Source organism: Variovorax sp. GW822-FHT04A09, from assembly GCF_058801005.1.
The window spans coordinates 2,360,572-2,385,456 of record NZ_JBXAMV010000001.1 but is presented as its reverse complement, the minus strand read 5'-3'; the positions used below and the strand labels follow the sequence as shown (position 1 = coordinate 2,385,456).

Genomic DNA, 24,885 nt, shown 5'->3' with positions numbered 1-24,885 from the left:
GGCTTCAACCTCCCTTGCGGCCTGCGCGGCCGAGCAGGCCGTTGGGCATCAGGATCATGATGGCGACTAGCAGCGAGAGCGCGATCGCGTCCTTGTAGCCCGACGGAAAGCTCAGCACCGCTAGCGACTCCAGCAAACCCAGCGCCAGGCCGCCGACCACGGCGCCCAGCGGGTTGCTCAGGCCGCCCAGGATGGCGGCCGCAAAACCCTTGAGCGTCAGGCCGATGCCCATCTGGTAGTTCACCGCGATCAGTGGCGTCACCAGCAGGCCGGCCACGGCGCCGAGCGCGCCGCCGAGCACGAAGGTCAGCGCGCGCATCCGCGCCACGTTGATGCCGGTGGTGGTGGCGCCGTCCGGGTCGAGTGACGCGGCGCTCATCGACAGGCCGATCAGCGTGCGCGTGTAGAACAGCCGCAGCGCGATCACCACCGCACCCGCGATGCCCACGAGCCAGAGCGCGTGGATGGTGAGGAAGGCGCCGAAGATCTCGACCACGCCTTCGCCGCCGAAGCTGGGCAGCAGGTGCGAGTCGCGGCCACCGAAGAACAGCGCCGCGGCCGACAGCGTGAAGGCCAGCCCGATGGTCAGCAGAAGAAAGCCTTCTTCGCCTGCGCCGCGGCGGGTCATGGGTCGCACGAACAGCCAGTCGACGAGGACGCCCGTGACCGCGCCTGCGGCGATGCCGCCGACGATCGTGACGGCGTAGGGCAGGCCGGTTCCCTGCAATGCGAAGACGGCCACCAGTGCGCCGATGACGGCGAACTCGCCCTGCATCGCGTTGACGATGCGGGTGCCCTTGAAGATGACGGCCATGCCCATGCCGACGAGGGCGTAGACGAAGCCGTTGACGATCCCCGAAAGGACCGCCTGGATGACGAGACTGCTGGTCATGACGTTGCTGCCTACTTGGCGGCCTTGTAGTCGAGCCGGGTGAACTGGCCCTTGACCAGCTTCGAGTACGTGAAGCCGGCCAGCGTCATGCCGCCCATGTCGGGCGCGGCGAAGTCGTAGCGTGTGGTCACTCCGGCGTAGGGACGGCGCATGGCCGCGCACAGCTTCTCGTTGCTGGTGTCGGCGCCGTTGGCCTTGATGGATTCAGCCAGTGCCATCACTGCGTCCCAGCCCGCGGCCGAGAAGTGCTTGGGCAGCTTGCCGTACTCCTTCTTGTAGGCGTCGACGAATTCCTTCTGTGCGGGCAGTGGGTCTTCGGCCACCAGGAACTCGGAATGGATCACGTTGTCGGCGGCATCGCCCATGGCCTTGACGAGCTCGTAGCTCGCGGTGCCATGCACGGCAATGATCGGCGCGCTGATGCGGACCTGCCGGACGTTGCGGAACGGCGTGGCCGAGGTGGACACGACGATGATCGCGTCGGGGTTGGCGGCACGCAGCTTCGCGGCCTGCGTGGTGACGTCGGTGGCGGCGATCTCGAATTTCTCGACCTGCACGAAGGTGACGCCGTACTCGCGGCCCAGGTCCTTCATAGCGTTCCAGATCACCTGGCCGTAGCCGGAGTCGTGCAGCACGCCCACCTGCTTGGCACCCGTATCGCGGGCATACGACAACACGGCGCGCGCGTTGAGTTCCTGCGAAGGCGTCATGTGGAACACGCAGTTGCGCTCGCGCTCGACCGCCGGGCCGATGCCGCTGAACGCCACGAGCGGCAGCTTCTGTGCTTGCGTGAGGCCGCCGATGGCCACGGTCTGCGCGATGCCCGACGGGCCGATGATGGCGCGCACCTTCTGTGTGTGGATCAGCGCGTTGGCCTTGGCAACGGCCGAATCGGGGCTGGAGCCGTCGTCCTCGAGCACGATCTCGAGCGGCCGGCCGTTGATGCCGCCGCGGGCGTTGACCACCTTCTGCGCCAGCAGCACGCCTTCGCGCTCGGGCAGCCCGACAGCCGCGAGGCCGCCGGTGGTCGAGAGCAGTGCGCCGACGCGAATCGGTTCGCCGGATGGTGCGGTCTGCGCGAAGCCGGTCGAGGCCGACGCCGCCAACGCGAAGGCCAGCAGCGAGGCCCGTAGCGGATGGCGTGAAAGAGGGGAATGGGGGCGATGTGTCATGGGGTGTCTCCTTGTCGGTCTTGGATGGGTGAGAGGGAACGCAGCAGCGCGGGCAGGTCGGCGAGTGCGGCCACGTCGAGCCCGGCCAGGCCCTGCGCCTGCATGAGCGCGAGCGATTGCCGCACCTGCGCGGCAATGGGCAGGGCGGCCTGGTGGTGGTTCGCCACGGCGAGGGCGAGGTCCATGTCCTTCACGACGAGCGAGATCGGTCCGACCGGGGCGTAGTCGCGGCGCGCGATCTTCTCGGCCTTGCCGGCGTAGTGCGCGCTGGCGACGATGCTGTCGTTCACTGCGTCGAGGATCGTGTCGCGCGGCAGGCCGGCACTCTCGCCGAAGTCGATCGCCTCGCCGAGCACGGAAGTGCTCATGAACACCATGAGGTTGATCAGCAGCTTGATGACGCGGGCTTCTTCGCCGGTGCCGACATGGCGCTGCCGCGCTGTCAGCACGGCGAGCAGCGGGCGCAGGCGCTCGAAGGCTGCGGGCGGGCCCGAGACAAAGGTGCTGAGCCGGGCGCTGCTGGCCAGTGTCACGGTGCCGGACACGGGAGCGCGCAGGTAGTCCACGCCGCGTTCCGCGAGCACCCGTGCCACGTCGGCCGAGGCGGCGGGGGACACGGTGCTCATGTCGATGTAGGCAGCCTGTGGCCGGGCGCCTGCGGCCAGGCCGTCGGAGCCCGCGACGATGTCGCGCAGGCCCTGGTCGTCGAAGATGGTCGAGAAGACCACGTCGGCGCGCGCGGCCACCTCGCGCGGTGAGTTGGCCGCGGTCGCGCCCGCCGCCACCATCGACGCGACGCGCGCCGAGTCCCGGTCGCAGACAGTGAGGCGATGGCCGGCACGCAGGAGGTTCAGGCACATGGGCGCGCCCATGGCGCCCACGCCGATCCAGCCGATCTCTGAAGAGGTCACGGTAGACACCTTGGGGGAAAGGAAAGCAAACAGGGAAGGGAGCGCGCGGGCTCCCGGCGCGGGGACGCCGCCTCAGCGCGGCGTGTGCCAGGGGTCGATGAACGCGGACACGGGCATGGGCGGTCCCCACTGCGCGAGGGCGTCGTCGTCGACCTGGTGCAGACCCGGAGTGCAGCCGGGCTGGACGAGGTCGCTGTCGGTGAAGTGCTCGACCAGGTTGCCGTCGGGGTCGTACCAGTAGTCGAACACCTGGCTGCCCAGGATGTGGCGCCCGACACCCCAGAAGGGACGCCATCCGCGTTTGAGCAGCCACTTGTTGCCCAGGAACTGGGCGTCCATGTCCTGTACCTCGAAGGAAGTGTGGTGCACGCGCGCTTCATCGCCCGGGAACAGCGCGAGCGTGTGGTGGTCGGTCCAGCGTGCCGCGCCCTTGCAATGGAAGAAGCCGCCCAGCAGGTTTTCCGGCTGGCCGTCGAACAGCAGGTCGGAAGGCGCCATGCCGAAGCGCGATTGCAGCCACTCGGCGTTGCGCCGGAAGTCCGGCGTCAGGATGGCCACATGGCCCAGGCGCAGCACCGGCGTCGCCTCGAACTCGGGCCGTTGCCATTCGCCGTAGCGGACCTTGGTCTGACCGTGGTTGATGCGCAGCGGCTCGCGGCACGGCAGTTCGGCGCGATGGGGTTCGATGCCGTGGACCAGCTCGAACGGCAGGCCGTCGGGGCTGCGCAGGCGCACGCGCCAGCCGCCGCCGGGCCGCTCGATCGGCTCCACCGCGGAGGCTTCGGGGAATTCGGCCATCTGCGCCAGCATCTCCATGCTGTCCGCGCGCATGCCGATCGCCGCCAAACCCGGACGCCCCTGCGCCTTGCGCGCGATGTAGCAGTCGCTGAGCGCCGACGCGGCGCGCAAGCCGATCTCGTCGGCCGTCTCGTAGCTCGGCACCAGGCCGAAGTCGGCGAAGAAGCGCCCGGTGAGGTCCAGGTCCTCGTGGTCGAAGATGACGTAGGCAATATCAGCGGCTGGCATGGCGGCGATCCTCGTGAGTCGAAAGAAGGGCAGAAGGCGACGGCTGGCGTGCGGCGCTCAGCGCTCGGCCTGGACCGTGTTGCGCAGCGTGCCGATGCGCTCGATCTCGACCTCGCAGACATCGCCGGCGCGCAGGTAGACCTGCGGCTTCTTGCCGAAGCCCACGCCGGCGGGCGTGCCGGTGACCACCATGTCGCCCGGAAGCAGCGTCATCACCTCGCTGGCCAGCGAGATCAGCGTGGCCACATCGAACAGCATGTCGTCGGTGCTGGCCTTCTGTTCGACCACGCCGTTGACGCGCGTCACCAGCTGCAGCCCCTTCGCGCCGGCCGGCAGTTCGTCCGCGGTGACGAACCACGGGCCGCACGCGCCCGTGCCGTCGAAGTTCTTTCCCATGGTCCATTGCGGCGCCTTGAACTGGTAGTCGCGCACTGAGCCTTCGTTGAAGACCGTGTAGCCGGCCACATGCTCGAGCGCGCGTTCCGGAGACACATGCCGCGCGGTGCTGCCGATGACCGCGACCAGCTCGCCTTCGTAGTCGAACTCGTCGCTAGCGAGCGGTTTGATCAGCGGCTGCTCGTGCCCGATCAGGGACGAAGCCACCCGCAGGAAGAAGGTGGGGTACGTGGGCTGCTTGTACGGGCTTTCGGCCACGTGGTCCAGGTAGTTCAGGCCCACGCACAGGATCTTCTGGCCGGTGCGCACCGGCGGCAGCAGCTGCACGCTTGCCAGGTCGAGCGCGGGCGCGTCGCGCAGGGCGTCGGCCAGCCGCGTGCGCCAGTCGGCCAGCGCGAGCAGGGCGGCTACGTCATTGGGAATCGTGGCCGACCGGGGGGCCAGATCGAGCCAGCGGTCGTCGGTGTGAACGGCGAGGCCGGTGCGGTCGCCAAGCGAGTAGGATAGGATTTTCATGAGTTCGTCCAGTTGTCAGGATTTTATAAAATCATAGTCATCGTAGATCATTCGTTGATTCGTATAAACCCGAATGCGGCGTTGTTGCTGCGCGTGGTCGACTGGCGTGCTGCCTCTTGACTGCGTTGATCTCCGACCGAAAGCCCCCCATGTCCACCCTCAGCACGCTTCGCGAACCGCCGCCCCTCGCCTCAGGGACCAAACGCACCCAAGCCACGCAACTGCTGGCCCGCTTGCGCAATGACATCGTTCATGGGCACATGCCGCCCGGAGAGCGGCTCGTGATTTCGACCCTGGCCGAGGCCATCGGCGCGGGCCAGACGCCGATCCGCGAGGCGCTGATGCGGCTCGTAAGCGAGGGGTTGGTGACGCTGGAAGATCAGCGAGGCTTCTCGGTCGCGCCTGTCAGCCGCGACGAATTGCTGGAGCTCACGGCCACCCGCGCGGAGATCGAGGCATTGGCCCTGCGCTGGGCCATCGCGAACGGGGACGACGACTGGGAGGCCTCGGTGCTGGGCGCCTATCACCGGCTGCAGAAGGCGCACAAGCTGGCCGGTGACGGTCATTCGATCGACCCGGGCTGGGAAGAGCGGCACAACCATTTCCACGCCATGCTGGTCGGCGCCTGCGGCAACAAGGTGCTGCTGCAGCTGCGCGCGCAGTTGTACGACCGCGCGGACCGCTACCGCAAGTTGTCGACCCGCTACCTCAAGGCGCCGCGCGACGACCTGGGTGAGCACGAGGCGATCATGAAGGCGGCGCTCGCGCGCAACTGTATGGAGGCGGAGCGACTGCTCAAGGCGCACATCCACCTGACGGCGCAGATCATCCTGGACGAAGGCGGCGCGCCCGCGCCCTGAGCGCATCGGCACTGCCTGTCGTTCTTACTCTCATCGAAGCGAAGGATTCATCCCGATGTGCTGTGGCACCTCCTGTTCGACGTGGTGGCCAATACGCCGGTCACCAAGACCCTGCGTGAAAGCGCCGAGATTTCGGGCGAACGCGGGCGACCGTGGTCAGATCGCCGCCTGGTGCGCGCGGTCGCCTCATTCGCGGTCGTAGGAGAACTGAATTCCCGCCGTGCCGCCGGTTTCGATGAAGAGGTTGATGAACGCCGGCACGGTGTCCTTGCGCGCCCAGTCGCGCTGCAGTTCGCAGAACAGTTGCGGCACGCTGATCATTCGGCCCCCGGCCTGCTCGATGCGGGGCAGGGCCGCCTCGTGCGCCGCCAGCGAGGTGCCGCCCACGGCATCGGCCACCACGTAGACCTCGTAGCCTTCGTTCAGGGCGTCGAGCGCGGGGAAGGTCAGGCAGGCTTCGGTCCAGAGCGCGGTCATGATGAGCTTCTTGCGCCCCGTCTCCGTCACGGCCGTCCTGAATTCCACGTCTTCCCACGAGTTGATGGTGGTGCGGTCGTAGGTCGGCACGCCTTCGAGCGCCTTGCGGATCTGCGGGATCGGCGGCTTGTTCAGGCCCGTCTTGACGTTGACGGTGGAATGCACGATCGGCAGGCCGTAGGCCAGTGCGGCCTTGGAGGCGCCCACGATGTTGTTGATCAGCAGCTGCCGGTCCATGGAGGCGATGGAGTTCACCTGCACGGGCTGGTAGTCGATGATCACGAAGGCCGCATTCTTCGGCGTGAGCAGGATGTCTTTCACCGGGTCTCGGATTGCTTCACTGGCCATCTCGTTCTCCAATCACTACGCGTTGACGTGATGTGCTGAAACGCAGCACGCGCGGGGCCCCCCAGGTGGGCCGATGCCGGTCGCTCAGGCCAGGCGATCCAGCGTGTAGAGGAACTCGATCTTCTCGACGGCACCGGCGCCGTTCGCATTGAAGCGGCGGATGTGCTCGCTCTCGGTGTGGTGCCGGTGCTGCGCCTCGGGACTCGCCCAGTGCTCCACGAACACGAAGCGCCGCGGGTCGTTTCGGTCGGCGAACATCTCGTAGCGCAGGTTGCCTTCGTCCCGGCGCGAGGGCTCGACCACCGCGATCAACTGCGCGCGCAGCGCGTCTTCCAGTCCTTCTTTCGCCTGGAGCGCGATGACGATGAAGAAGTCGTTCATGGGGGTGTTTCGGTGTCGTCGGCGAGCGGGCAGTCTGATCCCGGCGCCGGCGCGGCGCTAGCCTGCGAACCGCGAACCGCCGGTTCGGGAAATGGAAACTCTGGGGATTGACCTGCCCCGCGGCCCTTGTTGAAATGAAGCGCGGCCCGGCGACGGCTCCGGCCCTTTCCTCTCTCTTGTCTTCTCCCGTCAGCCGCCGCGGCTGCACCTACGGAGAGCGCCATGAACCTGCGGACCGAGAACATCGAGGCCTTCCTGCGCGTGGTCGAACTCGGCAGCGTGAGCGGCGCGGCGCGGCACCTGAACACCTCCAAGTCGGTGGTCAGCAAGCGCCTCACCGACCTGGAACGCGAGATGGATGCGCGCCTTCTCTACCGTTCGACGCGCATGGTGCAGCCCACCGACGCCGGCCGGCTCTTCTATGACGATGCGCGCGTGGCTATGCACTGCCTCCAGCAGGCCGCCGAGTCGGCCGGGCAGCAGGCGCACGGGCTGCATGGCGAATTGCGGGTGGTGGCTCCGTCGTCGCTCGGTGCACTCTGGCTGTCGGATCTTGCTGCAGAGTTTGCACAAAAGAACACGCCGATCGACCTAGTCTTCGATCTCGACGACACGGTCTCGGACCTCGACGCAAAGCGCTACGACCTCGGCATCTTTGTGGGGCGGTTGCGCGACAGCAGCTTCGTTGCGCGACGCCTCGCAACCAGCCGGCGGCTGCTGTGCTGCAGCCCGTCGCATGCCTCGAAGATGCGCGCGCCGCAGTCGTTGGGCGGCCTGTGTGGGCAGGCCAACCTCGCGGCGAGTCGGGATCGCGCGACGCATGGATGGATGCCTGATGAAGATGGCTTGTCGTCGCCGAAGCCTGGCCTTCCGCCGCGCGGCCGGTTCCGCACCAACAGTGAGGCGTCGCTGCGCAGCGCGATCGTGCAGGGGCTCGGCCTAGCAGTGCTGCCGCTGTACCTAGTGGCGACTGATCTGCAGGAAGGGCGTCTGGTCGAGGTGGGGTCGGAAGCGCCGCCGCCTGCTGACCAGATCTATGCGATGTACACGCGCGGCGCGTCGGCGTCGCCGAAGCTCAAGGCCTTTGTCGCCCATCTGCAGCGTGCGCTGGAAGTGCCGCCCTGGGAGCGAGCAGGAGCGGTTGCGATTCAGGAACATGGTGACGATGGCCCTTTTGCCAAAGTCGCGTCCTTGCTGGTCGGCTGATCTGCGCGATCTCATCTTGATTGTCGATGCAGGCGTCCGTGAGGATGTTGTGGGTCGACTGGCGGCAAGTGCTTTGAAAGGTGCTAGAGCACATCCAGCATCATGCTGCTCAGTCGCACAGCGACGGCGGGCTTCTGTTCAAGCTGCGGTGTGACGGCTTCAGACTGCGAGCTGTCTTTCAGTCACGACGTCTGACCGTCGCCTTCGAGCCCATGGCAGACACCAAGCCTTTCCGAAAGCGGTCACTTAAACGGAGCGGCCGAAATGGGCCCCAAAGCGGTTTGACGGCAACGCCATCGCCAGCCCTGGCGATCCAGCCGGGGTGCGATTACCAGGCAGAGATTCGGGGCTGATCGTGGAACCATCGGTCAAGGGACTGTGACGTTGGCATGTCACAGGACGCCTCACCTACTCGCCGAACCAGAACACGAGCCACGCGCCGACAAAGGCGAGTGCCACCAGCATGTCGAAAGTCTCGCGCCACTACAAAGAGACGCGCACGCCCAATGAGCGAATAGCAGACAACATTTTTCCCCTTCGTCTTCTCCGCGAACGCCCCCTCGTTTGAGCTTGCTTTACCCTCCCCTGGGCAGTCAATACGAAGACGGTCTCACCCCCCCCGGCTTCATCACGCTCGCTGTTTTGGAGAAGGTTCTGAGCCAGGTCGTTCAGACGGCGAAATGCAGTAGGCGCAACGCCCGCGGTCAGGTGTGCGGCACTCGCAGGACATGGGTGCCACGGTCCTGCTCGACAGGGGGAGCATCGGACCCGTGCAGTAACCACGAAGGCTCGCGCACCGGTCTGTGTGTGCCCCAAGACCTTCGCTCAGGTGCCCAAGATGGAGATCGAACCGCTCGACTGCACTCACTGATCCTCCAGCACAAAGACCCCAACGTCCTTCGTTGAAGCTGGTCCTATGGAGACGTCGTTCCATAGTCAGGAAGTATTCAGAATTTCACCCCAGTATCGATCCTGAAAGTACTGCTTTTGCCCCCGGACTTCACCCCGGCCCCATTCAAGGGGGGCGGGAGTCCGAAAGCGATCTGGAGGGTGCGATGCACGCAACCAGCATGAGTTCTGTCGGGACCTCGGAAACGACATACCGCGTGTGGATGGACGATCCCGGGAACTTCTCTACCCAGAGGATCACGCCGATGCACCACAACTTTCACGAGCACCCCTTGTTTCAGGTGCCCGAACTTGTGAAGCTCGGGATTGAACTCTCGAAGACGGACCAATGCAGGTTTATGAGTCCGGACAGAACGGTCTCGTCCTCGCTCGCGCACGACAACCGGCATCCCGACGGACGCAGCATCGAGGAATTCTTCCAACGCATGGAAGAGCCGGGTTCGTCGGTTGCCTTCTACAACATCGAGGTCATCCCCCGCTATCAGGCTCTCCTGATGCTGGTGGTGAACTCCATGCGCTCCCTTGTGGAGCGCGAGCAACCGCACATCTTCAGGGTGAATGGATTCGTCTTCTTCTCTGCCCCGCCTTCCGTCACGCCCTTTCACATCGATCGCGAGAACAACTTCTGGCTGCAGTTGCATGGGCACAAGCTCCTCAACGTATGGGATCACCGCGATCGCAGCATCGTGCCGGCCGATGCCGTGGAGGACTTCATCGTCACGCAGTCGCTCAAGAAAGTGCGCTTCGATGAAATCTTCCTGCCGCGCGGACAGGAGTTCGATGCACACCCGGGGGATGCCGTGTACTTCCCGAGCACCTCGCCCCACATGACGAGATCCTTGGTTGACCGAACCACCGCTGGCAATCGCCTGTCGATCTCGATCGGGGTGACCTTCTACACCGCAGTCACGCGTGAGGTGGCCCGCATTCATCAGGTGAACCGGCTGATGCGAAAGTGCGGCCTCTCACCCTCGTACCCGGGAGAGTCGCCGACCGCGGACGCAGTCAAATCGACCGTTGGCGGCGTGGTCGGCGCCGGGCGCGCGCGGCTCGGTGCCGCGCGCGCCCGATTCATCAGCCTGACCACGACCCGACGCTTGAAGCACATCCCGCCTCCGGGCTCCTACTGAAGAACGGGCCTGCAGGAACGGACCAAATACCATCCAGCGTCTTGCGACGGCGCTGCGAATGTCCGCTGTGCGGTGAATCAGAGCTCGGTGACGAAGGACTGGTCTTCCTCATGGCGGGGGCCGGCTCGGCATCGCCCAATGTAGACGAGGGCTACCCGGCGGTGATGCAGGACTTCAAGGGCAGCCTCGAGCGCGCACGCCACGTGGCCTCACGCCTGCGCACGGGCATGGTCCACCTGAACGGCGCCGGCCCGGCAGCGACACGCGCGACCTCCTTGATCCAAGTGATGCACTTGCGCGCCAGAGCTTCGATGCCTTCTGCGTCGCTAGCATGCGGGAGGCTCACCGCCTGCTTGCAGCGGTGCTGTCCGCGCATGTATGCCGAGCTCGATGCGCGCTCCGCTTGTACCAAGCGGCCTGATCGGGGGCCAGTCTCAATACCTCATTTTAGGGATGCATGACCTGCGATTTGCCCCAATACTTCTGCCTCCCAAAAGCCCAAAATTGGCGTGGAGTGGAACTCTTGATGCGATCGACTGCTAGTCTGGGACGAGCCCGCCTTTTCCTTCTGATAGCGCTCTCCTTGGCGATGAGCTTGGTGGGCTGCGCCGGTCCCCCGTTTTCCCGCCCCCCATCGGAGCCGTCCCTCACTGGGCTTATGGAAAAACAGCCGCAGCTAACCCGCATCTCGCTCGCCGGAGTGCGAACCAAGGTTTTGGCCGTGGTTCTGACCAGAAACGTTGGGCACTCCCGCACGCTTAACGACGCAATGCGCCGCCAGTTCATGACGTGGACGGCGCAGTTCAACCTGCCGCACCTCGCAACCGACGTAGAGGGTGTTTTGTCGGACGAACGCCTAATGTCAGTTTTGTTCTCGCCGATGCGCAGCGCCTTTAAGGAAGTGCGGTTGGTACGCGATATCCCTGAGGGCTTCGAGTCTGGAGCGGACTACGTGGGTGTGCTAGACCTTGATTTGAACATTCAGGAGCTGGCCACCTTCCCGACACAGAAACTCAAGCACACGGCGAATACCTCCCTGCTGGTGATCGATCCCCAGTTGGTTGCCGGTCCTCTGGTCACTGCGCAGGTAGAGCATGAGCAGGCCACCATGGCGAAGGGCGCGGACGGCAACATCCGTGACTCGCTGTACGCGGTCAAGACTTCCCGCACCAGGATGCTGGAGAAGTTCAAGGCGGACTTTGAGTCCAAGGTCAAACGCTAGAACAACAAGACAAGGGAATGCTAGATGCAGATCATCGTACGGTGGCTCGCACTTTGGCTGCTAATGCCTCAGATGGCAGCCATGGCCACCGACGTTGGACGCTGCGCTGGCACGCTGTCGGACGAGCAGGGGCGTTACCTGCAGGTGTGTCTAGACCGGGGAGCGCAGTGCACAGACTACTGGCCTGGTTATCCCGATGACTTGGCCGACTGTGCACGTCTGCAGAAATGGCTGACCAAGGCCATGACCATGCCACCAGGCATGCGCCATGAAATCTTCGGACAGATGCCTGAGCGTGTCGCTGGATCACCGGAGGAGCCCGCGCCTTCAGGCGAGGGAACGCCCTCGGCATGGAAAAGCTTGCCGCGCAGCCAGGACAGCGCCGCCCCTCGTCCGGTAGCAGGTCCGATGACAGGGGCGACAGTCTCCGACTATGCAGGGGCTTCGTCGCAGCTCGATCCCGAGCAGGCGCGGGCAGCGGGGGTGGCTTTCTGGACAGGTCAGATCGTACAGATCGCAGGCATCGTCGCAGAGGCAAACAGCTCGCCCGCCGGTAGCCCTCGTTCGTTCGCAGCACCAATCGCCAACGCTCCGCGACCGGTCGCGGCACAGACCGCTATGGCCGTGCTCCCTGACAGTCAGACCATGAACCCCGGGCAGCTATTCGCCGAGGCCGAGGAGCTGAGCGCACAAGGCGACCGTGTCCGCGCCCGTGAAGTGCAGCGAGCATTGATGAGCCAGTTTCCCGATCACCCCTTGGCGGCCATCGCCGCGCGCCAGATTGCGGAGGAACCAGGGAGCGGCGCGGCTGATGGGGCGAGCCCGGTCGATGCGAGAACCGCCTCGAATACCAGTGGCAGTTTCTCCCCCACGGTGGCACGCCAAATGGAGGAGCAGTCCGGCGCAGGAGCGACGCAGAGCACAACTTCCGGCGCCGTCGTCGGAGCAGGAGCGTCAAGGGCCGCGATTCAGGTCAGCCTCGCTGACTGCGCACGAGAGCGCGATACGGTGGTGGCCAGTTGGCGAGCCAATGATTCCACTGAGGGGAACATCAAAATGCAGTTGGCCGCCGTCTTGAGGGACGTGAACTCCGCAGATCGAGCGCGTGCTTTGAGGAATCTGGAGCAGTATCGGCAGCAAGCCAGCCAATTCGGAGGGTCGTATCCTCCTCTTGCCTATTCCGTTTGCATGCTTAAGGTCCGGCTGAGCAGGTTGGAAGCTGCACCCGCAGTGGCAGGCGATGTCGATGGTGGTATGGCCAGTTCTGCCGCTGCAGTCAGGCCTGTCGCAGGAAGACGGCTGTCCGCGCAGGCTTGCGAGGCCATGAAGCAGGCGGTTCTGACAACGAGGGTGCCGCCCAATGCATCGGTGACGGCGAGCACGGAAACCGTGATGTTTCTGACGAGGACCGTGCTGAACATGATCGCTGGCGGATGCCAGACCGACGGCACGACACCGGCAGAGATCGAGGCGGAGCGGCAAGAGCGCCAGCGCCAGTATGCTGCGGCGGAGAACGCCTGCAACGCTGTGCAATCGGGCGGACGCCGTTGCGTGCCACAGGCCCACACTGCGTCGGACAGCCGGCCTGCGCCAGCACCAACATATACCCCGCCGAACCCAGGCACCCGGAACACACTAAAAGCTTCCGGCTAGCCGCGCCGCTCTCGTCGGTACTCCTGCATTCGTGGCGTGCTGACCAAGTTGCTCCGCCACAATGGACTCTTAAGCCGAAATCGTGATCGTCAATGTCTTGATCGTCGAAGATGAGCCAGCCCTTCTGCGGCGTTTTACCGACGCAGTGCTGGTCGAGCCGGGCTTTGTCCTTTGCGGTGCGGTGTCCACTGTGGCTGCGGCGAACGCCTTGCTTGATGCCGCGCATGTGGACGTGGTGCTCGTCGACCTGGGCTTGCCCGACGGACACGGCTCGCGGGTGATCCGGCACGCGGTGGCCCGCCATCCGGGCTGCGACGTGATCGTCGTCACCATGTTTGGCGACGATGCCAACGTGACCGACTGCATTGCCGCCGGCGCCACAGGTTATCTCCTGAAGGACGCGTTGCCGCAGCAGCTTGTGGCGGCCATCCTGGAGGTGTGCAACGGGGGCTCACCCATCAGCCCCGCGATCGCGCGGCGGATTCTTCAGCGTGTGCGTGCGGCGGACGTGCCTACCCCGCCTGCATCGGCGCCGCAGGAGAAGTCCCCGGCCGCGTCGCTGCTCTCCGAACGCGAAACCGAAATCCTACGCCTGACCGCCAAGGGCCTGAGCTTCAAGGACGTGGGCGAGGTGCTAGGCATTTCCGGCCATACCGTCAACACTCACATCAAGCGCATCTACCAGAAGCTGGCCGTGCATTCGCGTAGCGAGGCGGTGTACGAGGCGGGCCAACTCGGCCTGTTGTAGACGCCTCGAACGAGGGCCCTGGTGCAAGCCGGGAGGAAGCGTGTGGTGGAAGCATGCGGACGGCGTGCTACCAGCTGCAGTGCGCATGAATGCTCCAGCATCGAAACGCAACCAGAATGCGCGAGCGCTGGCCATCGCGTGAACAAGGTACTTCGCAGCGCAAACACGGGATGGAAAAATCACATTGACCTTGACACCATGTCAGTTCAATTGTGGTCTTGAACCTAGGGGGGAACTGAAGTGCCTGAAGACCTCGAAAATCAAATCGCCGACATCGGCAATGTCACCCGCGCAAGACTCATTGCTTTGGGGAAGAAGATCGAGCCGGGCCTTGGGATGCGAAAAGACTTGTTCGACTTGCTCGCTTCTTCGGAGCTTAGTTTGGCGAGCGTCTTGCAAAGCCCGCCCGCCGCGCCAGCCAAGGCCTTGCAAAAGCTCGACAGCGTTGCGCGGCTGATGGAGGAGGCGGCAAGCGCTTCTATCAACAAGCGGGAATGGCCAGCCGGGCTGAATCCTCAATCCTCCATCGGCGTTGCTGCGCTGGAACGGGCGTATGGAGAACTCCGATCGTGGCGCGAGGCAACTTTCGAAAAGAGGATGCAGGCGATCTTCAAATACCTTGGTGCCGATTCCGGCTACGACGACTGGTGCGCTGCGTTTGTCAGTTGGTGCCTCGATCAAGTACCGCCCGATCGGTGGACGGCAGCGCGCGTTACCCGGCAGTCGAGCCGGGGGGCGCTCAGGCTTTTCGAGAAGTTCAAGAAAGATTCCTCCACCGCACAGTTCACCACGCAGGCTGCTGCGTCTGGCGGCCTCAGGCCAGGCGACATCGTTTTCTGGAAGCGTGCCGACGCCAAGGGAAATTTCGAGACAGGCTATGGGCACATCGGCCTTGTGTTCTCGGTGAGCCAGGGGCGGGTCACTACGCTGGAAGGCAATTCATCGGTCAGTGTCGGGCTGCATGAATACGGCGCCGGATTGGATAAGAGCCCTCGGCATCAATTTCACGGCGTTGTCCGCTTGCCCTGAGGAGAGGAGCGTGTTCAAGAATTTGTTGATTGTCTTGTCCTTGCTGCCACTTTCTGCTTGCGACACGATGACTGCTGTGCTGCTCGGGGTGGATTCCGTTGAGTACTGCATGCAAAGCTATGACTTCATTACGGACAAGAATGAGCGGCGCAAGAAATGCGAGGAGCGGAAAAACTGGTACGCGGATCTGAGCGCAAGAGCCGACCAGGAAACGCAAAAGGAAAGGGAAGCTTACGCGCAGTCGGATACCAAAAGAAATCTGGATGCTCTTCAGACGGCAATTGTTGGTGCTGGCAACACATATCAGCAGAGGAGCAGGCCTGTTCCAGGTGCCGGTTCCGTCCTCTCCAACGATGCAAGGCGTATGAATGCTGGGTCCACTGCAACAGTGGCCGTAAGAGAAAGCACGCAACGCGTTGGCACGCAGCCGCAGATCCCAACATCTTTGCAGCGCACTAATACGAAAACGACAAATGCACCAAGATATCGAGAGGTGCCTGATGCGACCCATTGTGTTCAAGTGAAATTTGACAAATATGGGTATCGGGATTTTGTCAATACCTGTGGCTACGCGATTGAACTCGCCTGGTGCACGGAGGGGGGCGTGTCCTTCAAATGCAGCAGAGGCAATTGGGGATTTGTTGCGACGTGGACTCTCCGTCCAGGTGGCTCGTACACTACAGGGGGTTCAAACAGCGCCGTTCACTTTGCCGCATGCGGCGAGGCGAATGCGCCGCCCAAGGAAACGGGGCCAAACATGCACTCCTGTGATCAAAAGCTATAGCCGATGACTTCAGGTCTGGGTTGCAGGGGGCCGGTTGTCGGGCGTGCCTAATCGGTCGCTGCTGGTGCTTGTCATTGCCGCCCTAGTGCGGTGCTGTGACGGCACAATTCGCGAAAGCATCGAGGCGCCACCCATGTCCAAGCCATGAACATAGCAAGCACGGGTCACTGGTGGAGGAGGGTGGTGTTGGCATGGTGGCTTCTTCTTTTTCCAGCCTGGGCCAGCGCCGCGCAGTTCATTGTTCAAGCGCTCCCGGCCTCCGACATGGGGCGCAACATCCCAACTCCAAGCGCAGACTGGGTGCCGGTGACCTTGCCGCACGCGGCGCCCGGCGCGACGTGGTATCGGGTCTTCTTCGAGATGGAGTCGCGGAAGTCGGACTCATGGGCCATCTATCTGCCTTATTTCTACGGCGGCGGCTCTCTTTGGCTGAATGGGGTGCCGCTCAGCGCCGTGCGGTCCTCCGATGCGGAAGTGACAGTGCGCTGGGAGCGGCCATTCCTGTTCACCATCCCGGACGCGTTGCTGCGCCCCGGCCGAAATGAGCTTCTGATACTGGCCTCGACCTCTGCGATCACGCCTCAGGCGAGGCTGGGCGAGCTTCAGGTGGGGTTGTCTGTGGCGCTGCTCGAGACCTATGAACGGCGGCGCTTCTGGGTGCACACGATGCCGCAGTTCACCGTGCTGTCGTGCTTTGTGGTGGGAGTGCTGGTTCTGTTCATCTGGTGGCGCCGGCGCGAGGAACTGCTCTACGGACTGTTCGGGCTGGCCTCGATCTTCTGGGGCTTTCGAACCCTGACCTTCGTGGTGGAGGTCCTGCCCAGCGGGATGTGGCCCGGCTGGCGGGGGCTGTACTACACAGCGACCGGCGGCTTCATCATCGTCCTGCTGATCTTCGCACTGCGCCTCGCGGGCACGGTCTACCCCCGGGTTGAGCGCGCGCTCCTGCTGTACTGGCTGCTGGGGCCGATCGGCTATGCCGTCAGCGGTGGCTCCGAAACCCTCCTCGGGAAAGTTTGGCAGGGCGGCACCATCCCGCTGGGGATCGGCATCCTCGTGGCATGCACGATTGCAGCGATACGGCAGCGGACCTGGCAGTTGACGGCTCTGACGATCGCCATTGCGCTGGCCGTGGGGGCGGGGGTTCACGACTACCTGTTGGCCACGACACCGATTCCGGAGCGTCTGGCACCTGCCTGGTTCGGGCATCGCTTTTTCCTGCTGCACTACGGTGCCGACCTGGTGCTGATGGTCATGGGCACGATTCTGAGCGCTCGTTTCGTCAACGCCCTGAATGCCGTGGAACAGATGAACGGGGCGCTGGAATCCCGGGTTCAGGAGCGCGAGCAAGCCCTGCGGGCCAACTATGCTCAGATGCACAAGCTCGAGCGGCAGCACGCGGTGGACGAAGAGCGGCAGCGCATCATGCGGGAGCTGCACGACGGACTGGGTTCCCAGCTGTTCGTTGCCCTGTCCCGCGTCGAAGCCCGGGAGATCGAATATGAGGGTGTCGCGCAGACCTTGAGGGACTGCATCGCGGACATGCGGCTTGCGCTGGAAGTGATGAGCCCCGCCGGGAACGACTTCATGGCGGCATGGGGAAGTTTCCGCTTCCGATGGGACCGGCAATTGCAGCAGGCGGGCATTCAGACGCGCTGGAACGTCGACTACGAAGGCGACACACTGAACTTGAGCGCCGAGGACGGAATGCAACTCCTGCGCATCGGGCAGGAGGCCTTGACCAATGTGCTCAAGCACGCCCGGGCCACGCAGGTCGACATTGAGCTTCGGTGCGTCGATGCGCATGGGAGCTTCGTGGTCTGTGACGATGGCATCAGCTTCGCTGCGGGTGATTCGACCATGGGCAGGGGGTTGACCAACATGCGCGCGCGGGCGCATCGACTGGCTGGTGAGTTGCACATCGAGGCTGGCCAGCGCGGGACGCGGATCGAGCTGCGATTCCCGCTTGCCTAGATGTGCCGCGGATAGCCGGGAGCGGTGACGAATGCTCGACAAGAAGTTTCCACGGAACCGCTGATCATTCCGTTCGCGGGGCTACCGCAGGCCATATTCAATCGAGAGGAATTTTCATGCATCGATTCATCAGAGACATGGGCCGTGCAGTCTGGTTGGCGGCAGTTGGCTTGCTTTGGCTTCCGGCGTCCGCTGAGACGAAATCGTCGAAGCCTACGATCCTCCTTGGGCACCGCGCTTTCGCCGAATCTCTCAGTTGGGAGGGGTGATTGAGCTCCTAACGACCGATGGTGAGCTCAGCGTAGTGAAGTACCAATCCTGAGGCGCCGCTCCGTTGTCAGCCGAACAGGCGCGGCACTCCCCGCACGACGAGCGCTCCCAGCACCCCCCTGTGCTGTTGCGCAATGCCACGGGAGTCCCGCGTTGTCGAGACTGGCACGTGCCGCGGGCTGCAGCTGCCGCCCCAGGAGCGCGCGAGCCCGAAGCCCCCGCGAACACCAGCACCACTGCATGGGAGGTTTGATAGCCCCGCAACATGGCGACCGTGGTGCTCCGAGCCTGGTCGCCCGGGTCGAGGCCGGCGTGTGATGGTTCGTAAAGTCGATGGCCAGCGCTGTGGCTTCTCGCAACGCGCGCTAGCCGGCCGGCCGGGGGCGCTGAGAAGGCGCGCTACCCATGCGATGCCATCCGATCCCGCCAGCCACAGCAGCGCTAGCACCGGCTAGGCACCACTTCCGCTCTCCAAGACAGGGATCCGTACCGGCGCCTCGATGAAGTCGCACGTGTGGCTGTCGCATGCCGGCGGCGGCCCGTGGTCTTGCATATGCTCAGCGGATTCCGCGACGCGCGTTGATGTCTCTGATGCATTGAGTGGCTCGATCTTGCAGAGGCTTAACATTCGCTCTGAAGCAATCATTGAAGCTTTCAGAATCTGAAGTTGTTCTGCGGCACTCTCGGTAGTTGTTATTTGCTGCGTCCTGCATAGAACGGCATCTGGATGCTTCGGCAGGATCCTGAGCTGCAGCCGAATATGAAAGAACTGTCAGGGCAAGAAGGTAACTAGCTTTCATGCGAGGTTCTCGATTGGTGTGAATAGGAAGTGGTTGGGGCAGTGGAAATTTTCTAAGGGGATTGCTCGTGTCTTTGGTTTGAATGATGCCCAGGTCCTTCATGTGCTCCCATCCCTTGTTTGTGCGAGGGAGATACTGCGTTCGCGGGATGGTCGTGGAGCGGTTCACTGAATCTAGGGACACAATCTCTAACCTAACAAGAGATAGGCATACGTGGATGGATGGTGAAAGTGCGCTTAGACAATGCGCATTTCTCCTATGCATACGACCCGAAGAAATTGGAGTGGCTTGAAGTCTTGACTCTAGAGTTCAGCGCGACGGGTCTTGAGATTTAGTGCGCGCAGGCTTATCGTCAAGCCGCACTGCTTGAATTTTTCATGATGGTCTCCCATCGAGTTACGGGATTGAAGGATGCATCCGCAATTTGCAGGCAGTAGCCGTCGCTCCTAGGAAGCTGACGTTCTTGGCTGCGGTCGGCCAATAGCGACCGTCATCACACCGTCCAGTTCGCTAGCACCTTCAAGATCGGCGGGCAGCATGTACCGGCCGCGGTCCGGGGTCGAGCTCGTCCCTCATCGAGGCAGCTCAAGCCTGAGGCTGGCCTGCTTCGTTCAATTTCCAATGCGCGCGCGGCCCCCTGAAGGTGTAGCGCTCCCGGTAGCTGCGCGGGGTGATCCCTGTCGCGCGCGCAAACATCCGGCAGAAGGCACTGGTGTCCGAATAGCCGCACTCATGAGCGATCTCCTCGACCGAGCGCCAGGTGCCTTCGAGCCACATCTCGGCGCGCTGCACGCGCAGCTCCTGCAGGTACTTCAGAGGCGTCTTGCCGAGATGCTGGCGGAATATCCGGGAAAGGGTCCGCTCACTGACCGAGGCCGCCGCTGCCGCGTCTGCCAGCGTCAATGCGCGCCCCGCGTTGGCCTGGATCCAGGTCTGCGCGCGATAGAGCGGCGTGTCTCGTGACTGTCCTATCACTTCCTTGCTTGTCATGCTGGCCGACAGCGCCTGGCGCTCGGCGTTGAGCAGAACCTTTTCGGCGCAGGCATGCGCCAGATCGGCCAGCCCGGCGTAGGTGCTCAGGTGAAGCACCAGCGCATGCGTCAATGAAGGGGCTGCCGCGCAAACCATTCCGTGCTGCGCCACGATCGGCTCACGCGCCTCGATCCTCACGTTCGGAAACTGGACCTCGAAGCCCGACTGGTAGAGCCACTGGATGGGCGCGAGCAGGAGCCGCCCCGACTGCGCGAGGAGCCAAATGCTGGTGCCGCAAGCGCCGACGAGATGACCCGCGTCGAGGCGCTCGCGAACCTTCTCGACCAAGCCCGCGTTGCGGGACACCAACCGTCGCAGCGCCGGCATTGAGCGCATCTCGAGCGGCGGAAGAAGCATCACGCGTGGTCCTGGCCGGGGTTTGCGAGCGTACAGGCGCTCCTCGTCGTCGATGCACGCCTGCGCATGCCATTTGTGCGTACGGCCCCGCGCATCGACCAGGCGCCACGCCACGACCGGCTCGCGGCTGCGGGGGGCGCGCGTGCGCGCAAGTGCATTGAGTTCTCGAAGGACGTCGATCGCCACCCACAGCGCGCCGGGAGCGCCGCCTTCGGCGAGCACAAGATCGAAATGAACCATAAGAATCTGGTTGGCTGGATCAGCACAGCAAATGGCGAGATTGAACATTGTCGCAGCGGATACCTGAACCTACCATTCGCCGCACTGTTCAAGCCCAGGAGCCGTTCGCCGTGAATTCGTCCCAGATCAAGAAGTCGCGTGTCGCGTTCTTTTTCGGCGCTGTCCTGTCCGGACATGCAGCCGCAGCAGGATGTGTCTCCAAGCTAGCGAAGCTTCTCGTGCCGTATCCGGCGAGCGGTCTGTTGGAAGGCGCAGAAATCGGATCGCGCCCATCCGTTGGCCTGTACAAGGTGCGGGCCATGATCCCGATCCGAAGCCACTCCGATGCTGCGCCCATCGCCGGAACCGGCAAAAGCTCCCTGGTCTGCGGCAATCACCCCGGTTTGCTGCTTCATCGAGAAGTTCTTCGCCGAAATGATTGATGAAGAGCATTTTCGCGATCCATCCGACTACAGATAGCAATCAAGGACTACGAGCATGGCACTCCCCCACACCAAGCGATTTTCCACAGCATTGGCAGCGCTCGTTCTGCTTGCTGCCGCAACAGTAGGCCCGGTCCATGCGGAGGGCGCACCATATCCTGCAAAACCTGTCCGCGTCGTGGTGCATTCTGGAGCGGGAGGGCCACCAGACCTCCTCATTCGTGTCGTGGTCCCCGAAATGGCGCGTCGACTCGGACAGCCGCTTTTCGTGGATAACAAACCCGGCGCAGCTGGAGCGATCGGCATCGGCGAGGTTGCACGTGCAGCACCCGACGGATACACCATTGGATTCGCCAACGCCACTACGCTGGCGATCAATCAGTCCCTTTACTCCAAGCTGCCCTACGACGCAGAGCGACAGCTAGCTCCGATTGGACTGATTGGCTTCGTGTCCAACGCTCTTGTCGTTAGATCCCGTAGCTCATTTCGCTCCATTGACGACCTGCTTAACTATGCGAAAAGGAATCCAGGCAAGCTGTCGATGGGGTCGTCGGGCAATGGCGGAACGGGGCATCTGAGCGGAGAGCTCTTCAAGGCGAAGGCTGGGATCAGCATGTTGCATGTGCCCTACCGAGGAAGCGCAGCGGCGGTTCAGGACTTGGCGGGTGGAATGGTCGACCTGATGTTTGAGAACATTTCGATGGTTCTCCCCCAGATCCAATCAGGCCAGCTGCGTGCACTCGCGGTCACTTCCAAAGAAAGATCGCCACTACTGCCAGCGGTCCCAACAGTGATGGAGGCTGGTCTGCCTAGCTATGAGATGGTTGCATGGGGTGGCCTGGTCGCACCGGCGGGCACTTCGCCAGACATCATCGCCACGCTCAATAGGGCACTCAATCAATCACTCGACGACCCAGTGGTGAAAAAGCGTCTTTCGGAGTTGGGAACCGAGACGTCGACGGGCGAGCCCGAACGCCTATTTACTCTGGCGCGAAAAGAGCGGCCGATTTGGGCCGAGATCGTGAAGTTCTCCAACGCAAAAATGGACTGATATGACGTTCGACTATATTTTCAAGAATGCGACCGTCATCGACGGTACAGGCGCACCGCGATACCGCGCGGATGTCGGTGTCGTCGCAGAGTTGATCGCGGAAATCGGAGACCTGAGCAAGGCAAGCGCCAAACAGGTCATCGATGCAAGTGGACAGGTTGTCGCGCCAGGCTTCATTGACACCCATGCGCATGACGATGCCGCAATCTTCGATCGCTCGGAAATCTATCCGAAACTAGCGCAGGGCGTTACCACCATCATCAACGGCAACTGCGGTTGTTCTCTGGCCCCAATGGCATTGAGACCTGGTGAACGCCCTCCAACTCCTCTTGATCAGCTGAGTCGCGACGGCGTTCACTTCAGGACCTTTGCCGAATATCTTGATGCGGTGAGCTTGTCGCGACCTGCCATCAACGGCGCGTTCCTGGTTGGGCACTCCACCTTGCGATTTCGGCACATGGCCGATCTGGAAAGGCCGGCGAACGAATCAGAGATCTCTGCCATGCAATTGGACTTGCATGAAGCCCTGGACGCCGGCGCACTGGGAATGTCCACTGGCGTTTTCTATGGACCGGCGCAAGCCACAACCACAGATGAACTCATCGCTGTGGGCCGCCCCCTTTCCGAAAGGGGCGGACTGATTGCGATGCATGTTCGAAATGAGGCGGACCAAATCGAACCCGCTTTGCATGAAGCCTTTGCTGTCAGCAGCACGCTCCACGTTCCATTGGTCGTCTCGCACCACAAACTGTTTGGAAAAGAAAATCACGGGCGATCGACGCATACGCTTGCCCTGCTCAGACAACAGGCACGCCTATCGCCCGTCTGCTTCGACTGCTATCCCTATACGGCTTCATCGTCGACCTTGCTTCCTTCTCGCATCAAGGATTCTTCGCGCATTCAGATTACCTGGTCGAAGACTCACCCCCAGCACGCGGGCCGAGACCTCAAGGACATCGCTGAGGAAATGGGAGTCGATCAAGAGGAGGCGATGCGCCGCCTGGCACCCGGAGGTGCGGTCTACTTTGCACTGTCGGAAGATGACGTGCAGCGAATCCTTGCTTCTCCGAACGCAATGATCGGCTCCGACGGGGTGCCTTTCCAAGAGGTTCCGCATCCGCGCATGTGGGGCACATTTCCGCGGGTCTTGGGCCACTATTCACGAGACTTGCGCTTGTTTCCCCTGGAGGCGGCACTTCACAAAATGACCGGGTTTCCAGCGGAACGATTCGGGCTCGTCGGCCGAGGAAGGGTGGCACCGGGCTTCGCTGCGGACCTGACCGTTTTCGACGCGGAGCAGATTGCCGACATGGCCACGTTCGACGCGCCCAAACAAGCCCCCAAGGGAATTTCCCATGTCATGGTGAACGGGCGCATGGCCGTAGTGGGTGGCGAGGTCGTGGACTGGCATGCAGGCCAGGTGTTGCGTCGTGGCCAGTGAGCTTCGGATTTCGTCTCGGTACAAAGTCAAAGCATCAATGAAACAACAGACTTCATTTTTCATCGACAACTTGATCGCGGATCCAGACAGGCCGTGGAATATCCCGCCGGCAGTACCAGGGATGCCGATTGCAGAAGTCGACACCCCGGCGTTGATTCTTGATCTTGATGCGCTCGAGTTCAACATGAACAAGGTTCATGAACGGCTGCACGCGGCGGGTCTTCGCGTCCGCCCGCATGGGAAGGCCCACAAGAGTGCCAATATCGCGAGATTGCAGATCGCGTCCGGCGCGATTGGAATCTGCTGCCAAAAGATCAGCGAAGCTGAAGCATTTGTGGCAGGCGGAGTCGCAGACGTATTGGTGACCAATCAGATTGTGGGGACCATCAAAACCAGGCGCGCCGCACAACTGGCGAGGCGATGTGCGCTGTCTGTCTGTGTGGATCATCAAGTCCAGATCGATCAGTTGGCAGAAGCGACTCGGGACGCCGCATCCAGAATTGGCGTTCTGGTGGAGGTTGATATTGGGCACGGTCGATGCGGCGTTTCGTCGGTCAATGCAGTCGTCGAGCTGGCGAAGCTCATCACACGGCACTCTCCGCAGCTCTCATTTGCCGGTCTTCATGCGTTCAGGGGCTCAGCTCAACATTTACGAACATATGAGGAGCGTGAGGCCGCGGTGGATCAGGCAGTGGCAATGTTGCGAGACGTTGTTGAAGCCTTGAGCCGGGAGGGCCTGGAATGCCCGACCATCACCGGCGGCGGAACCGGGACGTACGCCTTGGAAGCAGCTTCGGGTCTCTACACGGAGGTCCAGCCGGGGTCCTATGTGCTCATGGATGCTGACTACGCTGAGAATATCCAAGGAGAAAACGATGACGTCCTGCGCCACGCACTCTTCGTGATGTGCTCCGTCATTAGTGCGCAGAGCCACCATGCGGTACTGGATGGTGGCTTGAAGGCATTTGCCATGGATCGTGGCGTACCCAAGATGGTCGACTGCGATTCGACTGTGCGATCAGTCTCTGATGAGCATGCTGTGATTGAACCTGGGGAGTCGCGGCAGCTGCCACGAATCGGGGAGAAGGTTCGTCTGATTCCAGGCCATTGCGATCCAACAGTCAATCTCCACGACTGGATCGTTGCCTTCCGCGGTGCCCATGTCAGCCACGTGTGGCCTGTCACGGCGAGAGGCGCAATATTTTAGGGCGACGCTGCTTGCTGTCGTCGAGTGTCCCGCATGGCCCGCTGACGCGAGCACGCACGCTCTGGTCGCCGTGTGGACGTCGGCGTCAGCCAGGCTTCATCACCCGCAAGCGACTCTTCCTTTGACTGACTCGGATCAGGAACACCGGCGCGTTATTGGGGACGCAGGCGGCTGCGCAGCGGCTGCCGACATGGAGGCTAGGGCCGCTTGATGGCGGAAACCAGCCACTGCGAATCGCAGGAGCTAGGACGACAGTACGCCCGTTGCCGACAGGCGAGCAACTATCGCAAATGTCTGTTTCCGGCGTAAAGCGGGCATCTTGCATAGGCCGCATATGCCTCCCCGAATGACCTATCTCCGGGGCTTGAAGACTCGCCGGCAAAGCGCAGCTGACTAAGCGTCTTGTTTGAGTGGACCGATGGGGCGAGCGC

Annotated in this window: 21 protein-coding genes and 1 pseudogene; 13 read left to right on the top strand and 9 right to left on the bottom strand. The window is 62.9% G+C overall.

Features of this window, described 5'->3' with window-relative positions:
- Positions 1-4: 4 nt before the first annotated feature.
- From AC1RLW_RS10985 to AC1RLW_RS10965, 5 genes are all read right to left on the bottom strand, one after another.
- Positions 5-892 (bottom strand): branched-chain amino acid ABC transporter permease, encoded by an 888-nt coding sequence (locus AC1RLW_RS10985; RefSeq protein WP_493193033.1) that lies wholly within the window; start codon positions 890-892, stop codon positions 5-7.
- Between the two features lie 11 nt (positions 893-903).
- On the bottom strand, positions 904-2,064 hold the full coding sequence (locus tag AC1RLW_RS10980) for an ABC transporter substrate-binding protein (RefSeq protein WP_493193032.1): 1,161 nt from the start codon (positions 2,062-2,064) through the stop codon (positions 904-906).
- On the bottom strand, positions 2,061-2,975 hold the full coding sequence (locus AC1RLW_RS10975; RefSeq protein ID WP_493193031.1) for an NAD(P)-dependent oxidoreductase: 915 nt from the start codon (positions 2,973-2,975) through the stop codon (positions 2,061-2,063). Before AC1RLW_RS10975 ends, AC1RLW_RS10980 begins: the two co-directional genes overlap by 4 nt.
- A gap of 72 nt (positions 2,976-3,047) precedes the next feature.
- Entirely contained in the window at positions 3,048-4,001 is a 954-nt protein-coding gene (locus AC1RLW_RS10970; RefSeq protein WP_493193030.1) for a VOC family protein, read from the bottom strand.
- Positions 4,002-4,058: 57 nt separating this feature from the next.
- A complete protein-coding gene (locus AC1RLW_RS10965; RefSeq protein ID WP_493193029.1) occupies positions 4,059-4,913 on the bottom strand; it encodes a fumarylacetoacetate hydrolase family protein in 855 nt (284 codons plus the stop codon).
- 149 nt (positions 4,914-5,062) lie between these two features.
- Between AC1RLW_RS10965 and AC1RLW_RS10960 the strand changes: the two genes are divergently transcribed.
- Entirely contained in the window at positions 5,063-5,773 is a 711-nt protein-coding gene (locus AC1RLW_RS10960) for a GntR family transcriptional regulator (RefSeq protein ID WP_493193028.1), read from the top strand.
- Between the two features lie 186 nt (positions 5,774-5,959).
- On the opposite strand, the gene AC1RLW_RS10955 is transcribed toward AC1RLW_RS10960, so the two are convergent.
- Both AC1RLW_RS10955 and AC1RLW_RS10950 read right to left on the bottom strand, forming a co-directional pair.
- Positions 5,960-6,598, bottom strand: coding sequence for a hydrolase (locus AC1RLW_RS10955; protein WP_493193027.1), 639 nt, complete (start codon positions 6,596-6,598; stop codon positions 5,960-5,962).
- Positions 6,599-6,682: 84 nt separating this feature from the next.
- Positions 6,683-6,979, bottom strand: a complete 297-nt coding sequence (locus AC1RLW_RS10950; RefSeq protein WP_493193026.1) for a putative quinol monooxygenase — start codon at positions 6,977-6,979, stop codon at positions 6,683-6,685.
- 222 nt (positions 6,980-7,201) lie between these two features.
- Here AC1RLW_RS10950 and AC1RLW_RS10945 point away from each other — a divergent pair, with 222 nt between their 5' ends.
- The gene (locus AC1RLW_RS10945) at positions 7,202-8,185 is read left to right on the top strand and encodes a LysR family transcriptional regulator (protein ID WP_493193025.1); all 984 of its coding nucleotides are present in this window, start codon (positions 7,202-7,204) and stop codon (positions 8,183-8,185) included.
- A gap of 724 nt (positions 8,186-8,909) precedes the next feature.
- Here the strand turns inward: AC1RLW_RS10945 and AC1RLW_RS10940 are convergent.
- Positions 8,910-9,053 (bottom strand): annotated as a pseudogene (locus AC1RLW_RS10940) (IS701 family transposase); the annotation flags it as partial.
- 286 nt (positions 9,054-9,339) lie between these two features.
- Between AC1RLW_RS10940 and AC1RLW_RS10935 the strand changes: the two are divergent.
- The 7 genes from AC1RLW_RS10935 (at position 9,340) to AC1RLW_RS10905 (ending at position 17,634) form a co-directional block, all read left to right on the top strand.
- On the top strand, positions 9,340-10,224 hold the full coding sequence (locus AC1RLW_RS10935; RefSeq protein ID WP_257015128.1) for a JmjC domain-containing protein: 885 nt from the start codon (positions 9,340-9,342) through the stop codon (positions 10,222-10,224).
- A 658-nt stretch (positions 10,225-10,882) separates the two neighbouring features.
- Complete coding sequence (locus AC1RLW_RS10930) at positions 10,883-11,446, top strand: hypothetical protein (RefSeq protein ID WP_493193024.1); 564 nt, start codon at positions 10,883-10,885, stop codon at positions 11,444-11,446.
- Between the two features lie 81 nt (positions 11,447-11,527).
- Complete coding sequence (locus AC1RLW_RS10925; RefSeq protein ID WP_493193023.1) at positions 11,528-13,099, top strand: hypothetical protein; 1,572 nt, start codon at positions 11,528-11,530, stop codon at positions 13,097-13,099.
- An 82-nt stretch (positions 13,100-13,181) separates the two neighbouring features.
- Positions 13,182-13,847 (top strand): response regulator, encoded by a 666-nt coding sequence (locus AC1RLW_RS10920; protein WP_493193022.1) that lies wholly within the window; start codon positions 13,182-13,184, stop codon positions 13,845-13,847.
- A gap of 240 nt (positions 13,848-14,087) precedes the next feature.
- On the top strand, positions 14,088-14,876 hold the full coding sequence (locus tag AC1RLW_RS10915; protein WP_493193021.1) for a CHAP domain-containing protein: 789 nt from the start codon (positions 14,088-14,090) through the stop codon (positions 14,874-14,876).
- A 10-nt stretch (positions 14,877-14,886) separates the two neighbouring features.
- Positions 14,887-15,660, top strand: coding sequence for a hypothetical protein (locus tag AC1RLW_RS10910; RefSeq protein ID WP_493193020.1), 774 nt, complete (start codon positions 14,887-14,889; stop codon positions 15,658-15,660).
- 144 nt (positions 15,661-15,804) lie between these two features.
- The gene (locus AC1RLW_RS10905) at positions 15,805-17,634 is read left to right on the top strand and encodes a sensor histidine kinase (protein ID WP_493193019.1); all 1,830 of its coding nucleotides are present in this window, start codon (positions 15,805-15,807) and stop codon (positions 17,632-17,634) included.
- A gap of 1,655 nt (positions 17,635-19,289) precedes the next feature.
- On the opposite strand, the gene AC1RLW_RS10900 is transcribed toward AC1RLW_RS10905, so the two are convergent.
- The gene (locus AC1RLW_RS10900) at positions 19,290-20,381 is read right to left on the bottom strand and encodes a helix-turn-helix domain-containing protein (RefSeq protein ID WP_493193018.1); all 1,092 of its coding nucleotides are present in this window, start codon (positions 20,379-20,381) and stop codon (positions 19,290-19,292) included.
- A 62-nt stretch (positions 20,382-20,443) separates the two neighbouring features.
- Here AC1RLW_RS10900 and AC1RLW_RS10895 point away from each other — a divergent pair, with 62 nt between their 5' ends.
- From AC1RLW_RS10895 to AC1RLW_RS10880, 4 genes are read left to right on the top strand one after another with little or no spacing between them, the layout of a single operon-like run.
- Positions 20,444-20,755, top strand: a complete 312-nt coding sequence (locus tag AC1RLW_RS10895) for a hypothetical protein (RefSeq protein WP_139140347.1) — start codon at positions 20,444-20,446, stop codon at positions 20,753-20,755.
- A gap of 55 nt (positions 20,756-20,810) precedes the next feature.
- Complete coding sequence (locus AC1RLW_RS10890; protein ID WP_070062819.1) at positions 20,811-21,806, top strand: Bug family tripartite tricarboxylate transporter substrate binding protein; 996 nt, start codon at positions 20,811-20,813, stop codon at positions 21,804-21,806.
- A 1-nt stretch (position 21,807) separates the two neighbouring features.
- Complete coding sequence (locus AC1RLW_RS10885; protein WP_493193017.1) at positions 21,808-23,247, top strand: N-acyl-D-amino-acid deacylase family protein; 1,440 nt, start codon at positions 21,808-21,810, stop codon at positions 23,245-23,247.
- A 37-nt stretch (positions 23,248-23,284) separates the two neighbouring features.
- Positions 23,285-24,454: a DSD1 family PLP-dependent enzyme gene (locus AC1RLW_RS10880; RefSeq protein WP_493193016.1), complete on the top strand. Its 1,170-nt coding sequence runs from the start codon at positions 23,285-23,287 to the stop codon at positions 24,452-24,454.
- Positions 24,455-24,885 lie beyond the last annotated feature (431 nt).

Excerpts from the sequence above, each read along its gene's own strand:
- AC1RLW_RS10980 (WP_493193032.1), bottom strand. The coding sequence starts at position 2,064 with ATGACACATCGCCCCCATTCCCCTCTTTCACGCCATCCGCTACGGGCC.
- AC1RLW_RS10945 (WP_493193025.1), top strand. The coding sequence starts at position 7,202 with ATGAACCTGCGGACCGAGAACATCGAGGCCTTCCTGCGCGTGGTCGAA.
- AC1RLW_RS10885 (WP_493193017.1), top strand. The coding sequence starts at position 21,808 with ATGACGTTCGACTATATTTTCAAGAATGCGACCGTCATCGACGGTACA.
- AC1RLW_RS10960 (WP_493193028.1), top strand. The coding sequence starts at position 5,063 with ATGTCCACCCTCAGCACGCTTCGCGAACCGCCGCCCCTCGCCTCAGGG.
- AC1RLW_RS10950 (WP_493193026.1), bottom strand. The coding sequence starts at position 6,979 with ATGAACGACTTCTTCATCGTCATCGCGCTCCAGGCGAAAGAAGGACTG.
- AC1RLW_RS10970 (WP_493193030.1), bottom strand. The coding sequence starts at position 4,001 with ATGCCAGCCGCTGATATTGCCTACGTCATCTTCGACCACGAGGACCTG.
- AC1RLW_RS10965 (WP_493193029.1), bottom strand. The coding sequence starts at position 4,913 with ATGAAAATCCTATCCTACTCGCTTGGCGACCGCACCGGCCTCGCCGTT.
- AC1RLW_RS10935 (WP_257015128.1), top strand. The coding sequence starts at position 9,340 with ATGCACCACAACTTTCACGAGCACCCCTTGTTTCAGGTGCCCGAACTT.
- AC1RLW_RS10955 (WP_493193027.1), bottom strand. The coding sequence starts at position 6,598 with ATGGCCAGTGAAGCAATCCGAGACCCGGTGAAAGACATCCTGCTCACG.
- AC1RLW_RS10905 (WP_493193019.1), top strand. The coding sequence starts at position 15,805 with ATGAACATAGCAAGCACGGGTCACTGGTGGAGGAGGGTGGTGTTGGCA.
- AC1RLW_RS10890 (WP_070062819.1), top strand. The coding sequence starts at position 20,811 with ATGGCACTCCCCCACACCAAGCGATTTTCCACAGCATTGGCAGCGCTC.
- AC1RLW_RS10900 (WP_493193018.1), bottom strand. The coding sequence starts at position 20,381 with ATGTTCAATCTCGCCATTTGCTGTGCTGATCCAGCCAACCAGATTCTT.
- AC1RLW_RS10985 (WP_493193033.1), bottom strand. The coding sequence starts at position 892 with ATGACCAGCAGTCTCGTCATCCAGGCGGTCCTTTCGGGGATCGTCAAC.
- AC1RLW_RS10880 (WP_493193016.1), top strand. The coding sequence starts at position 23,285 with ATGAAACAACAGACTTCATTTTTCATCGACAACTTGATCGCGGATCCA.
- AC1RLW_RS10930 (WP_493193024.1), top strand. The coding sequence starts at position 10,883 with ATGGAAAAACAGCCGCAGCTAACCCGCATCTCGCTCGCCGGAGTGCGA.
- AC1RLW_RS10925 (WP_493193023.1), top strand. The coding sequence starts at position 11,528 with ATGGCCACCGACGTTGGACGCTGCGCTGGCACGCTGTCGGACGAGCAG.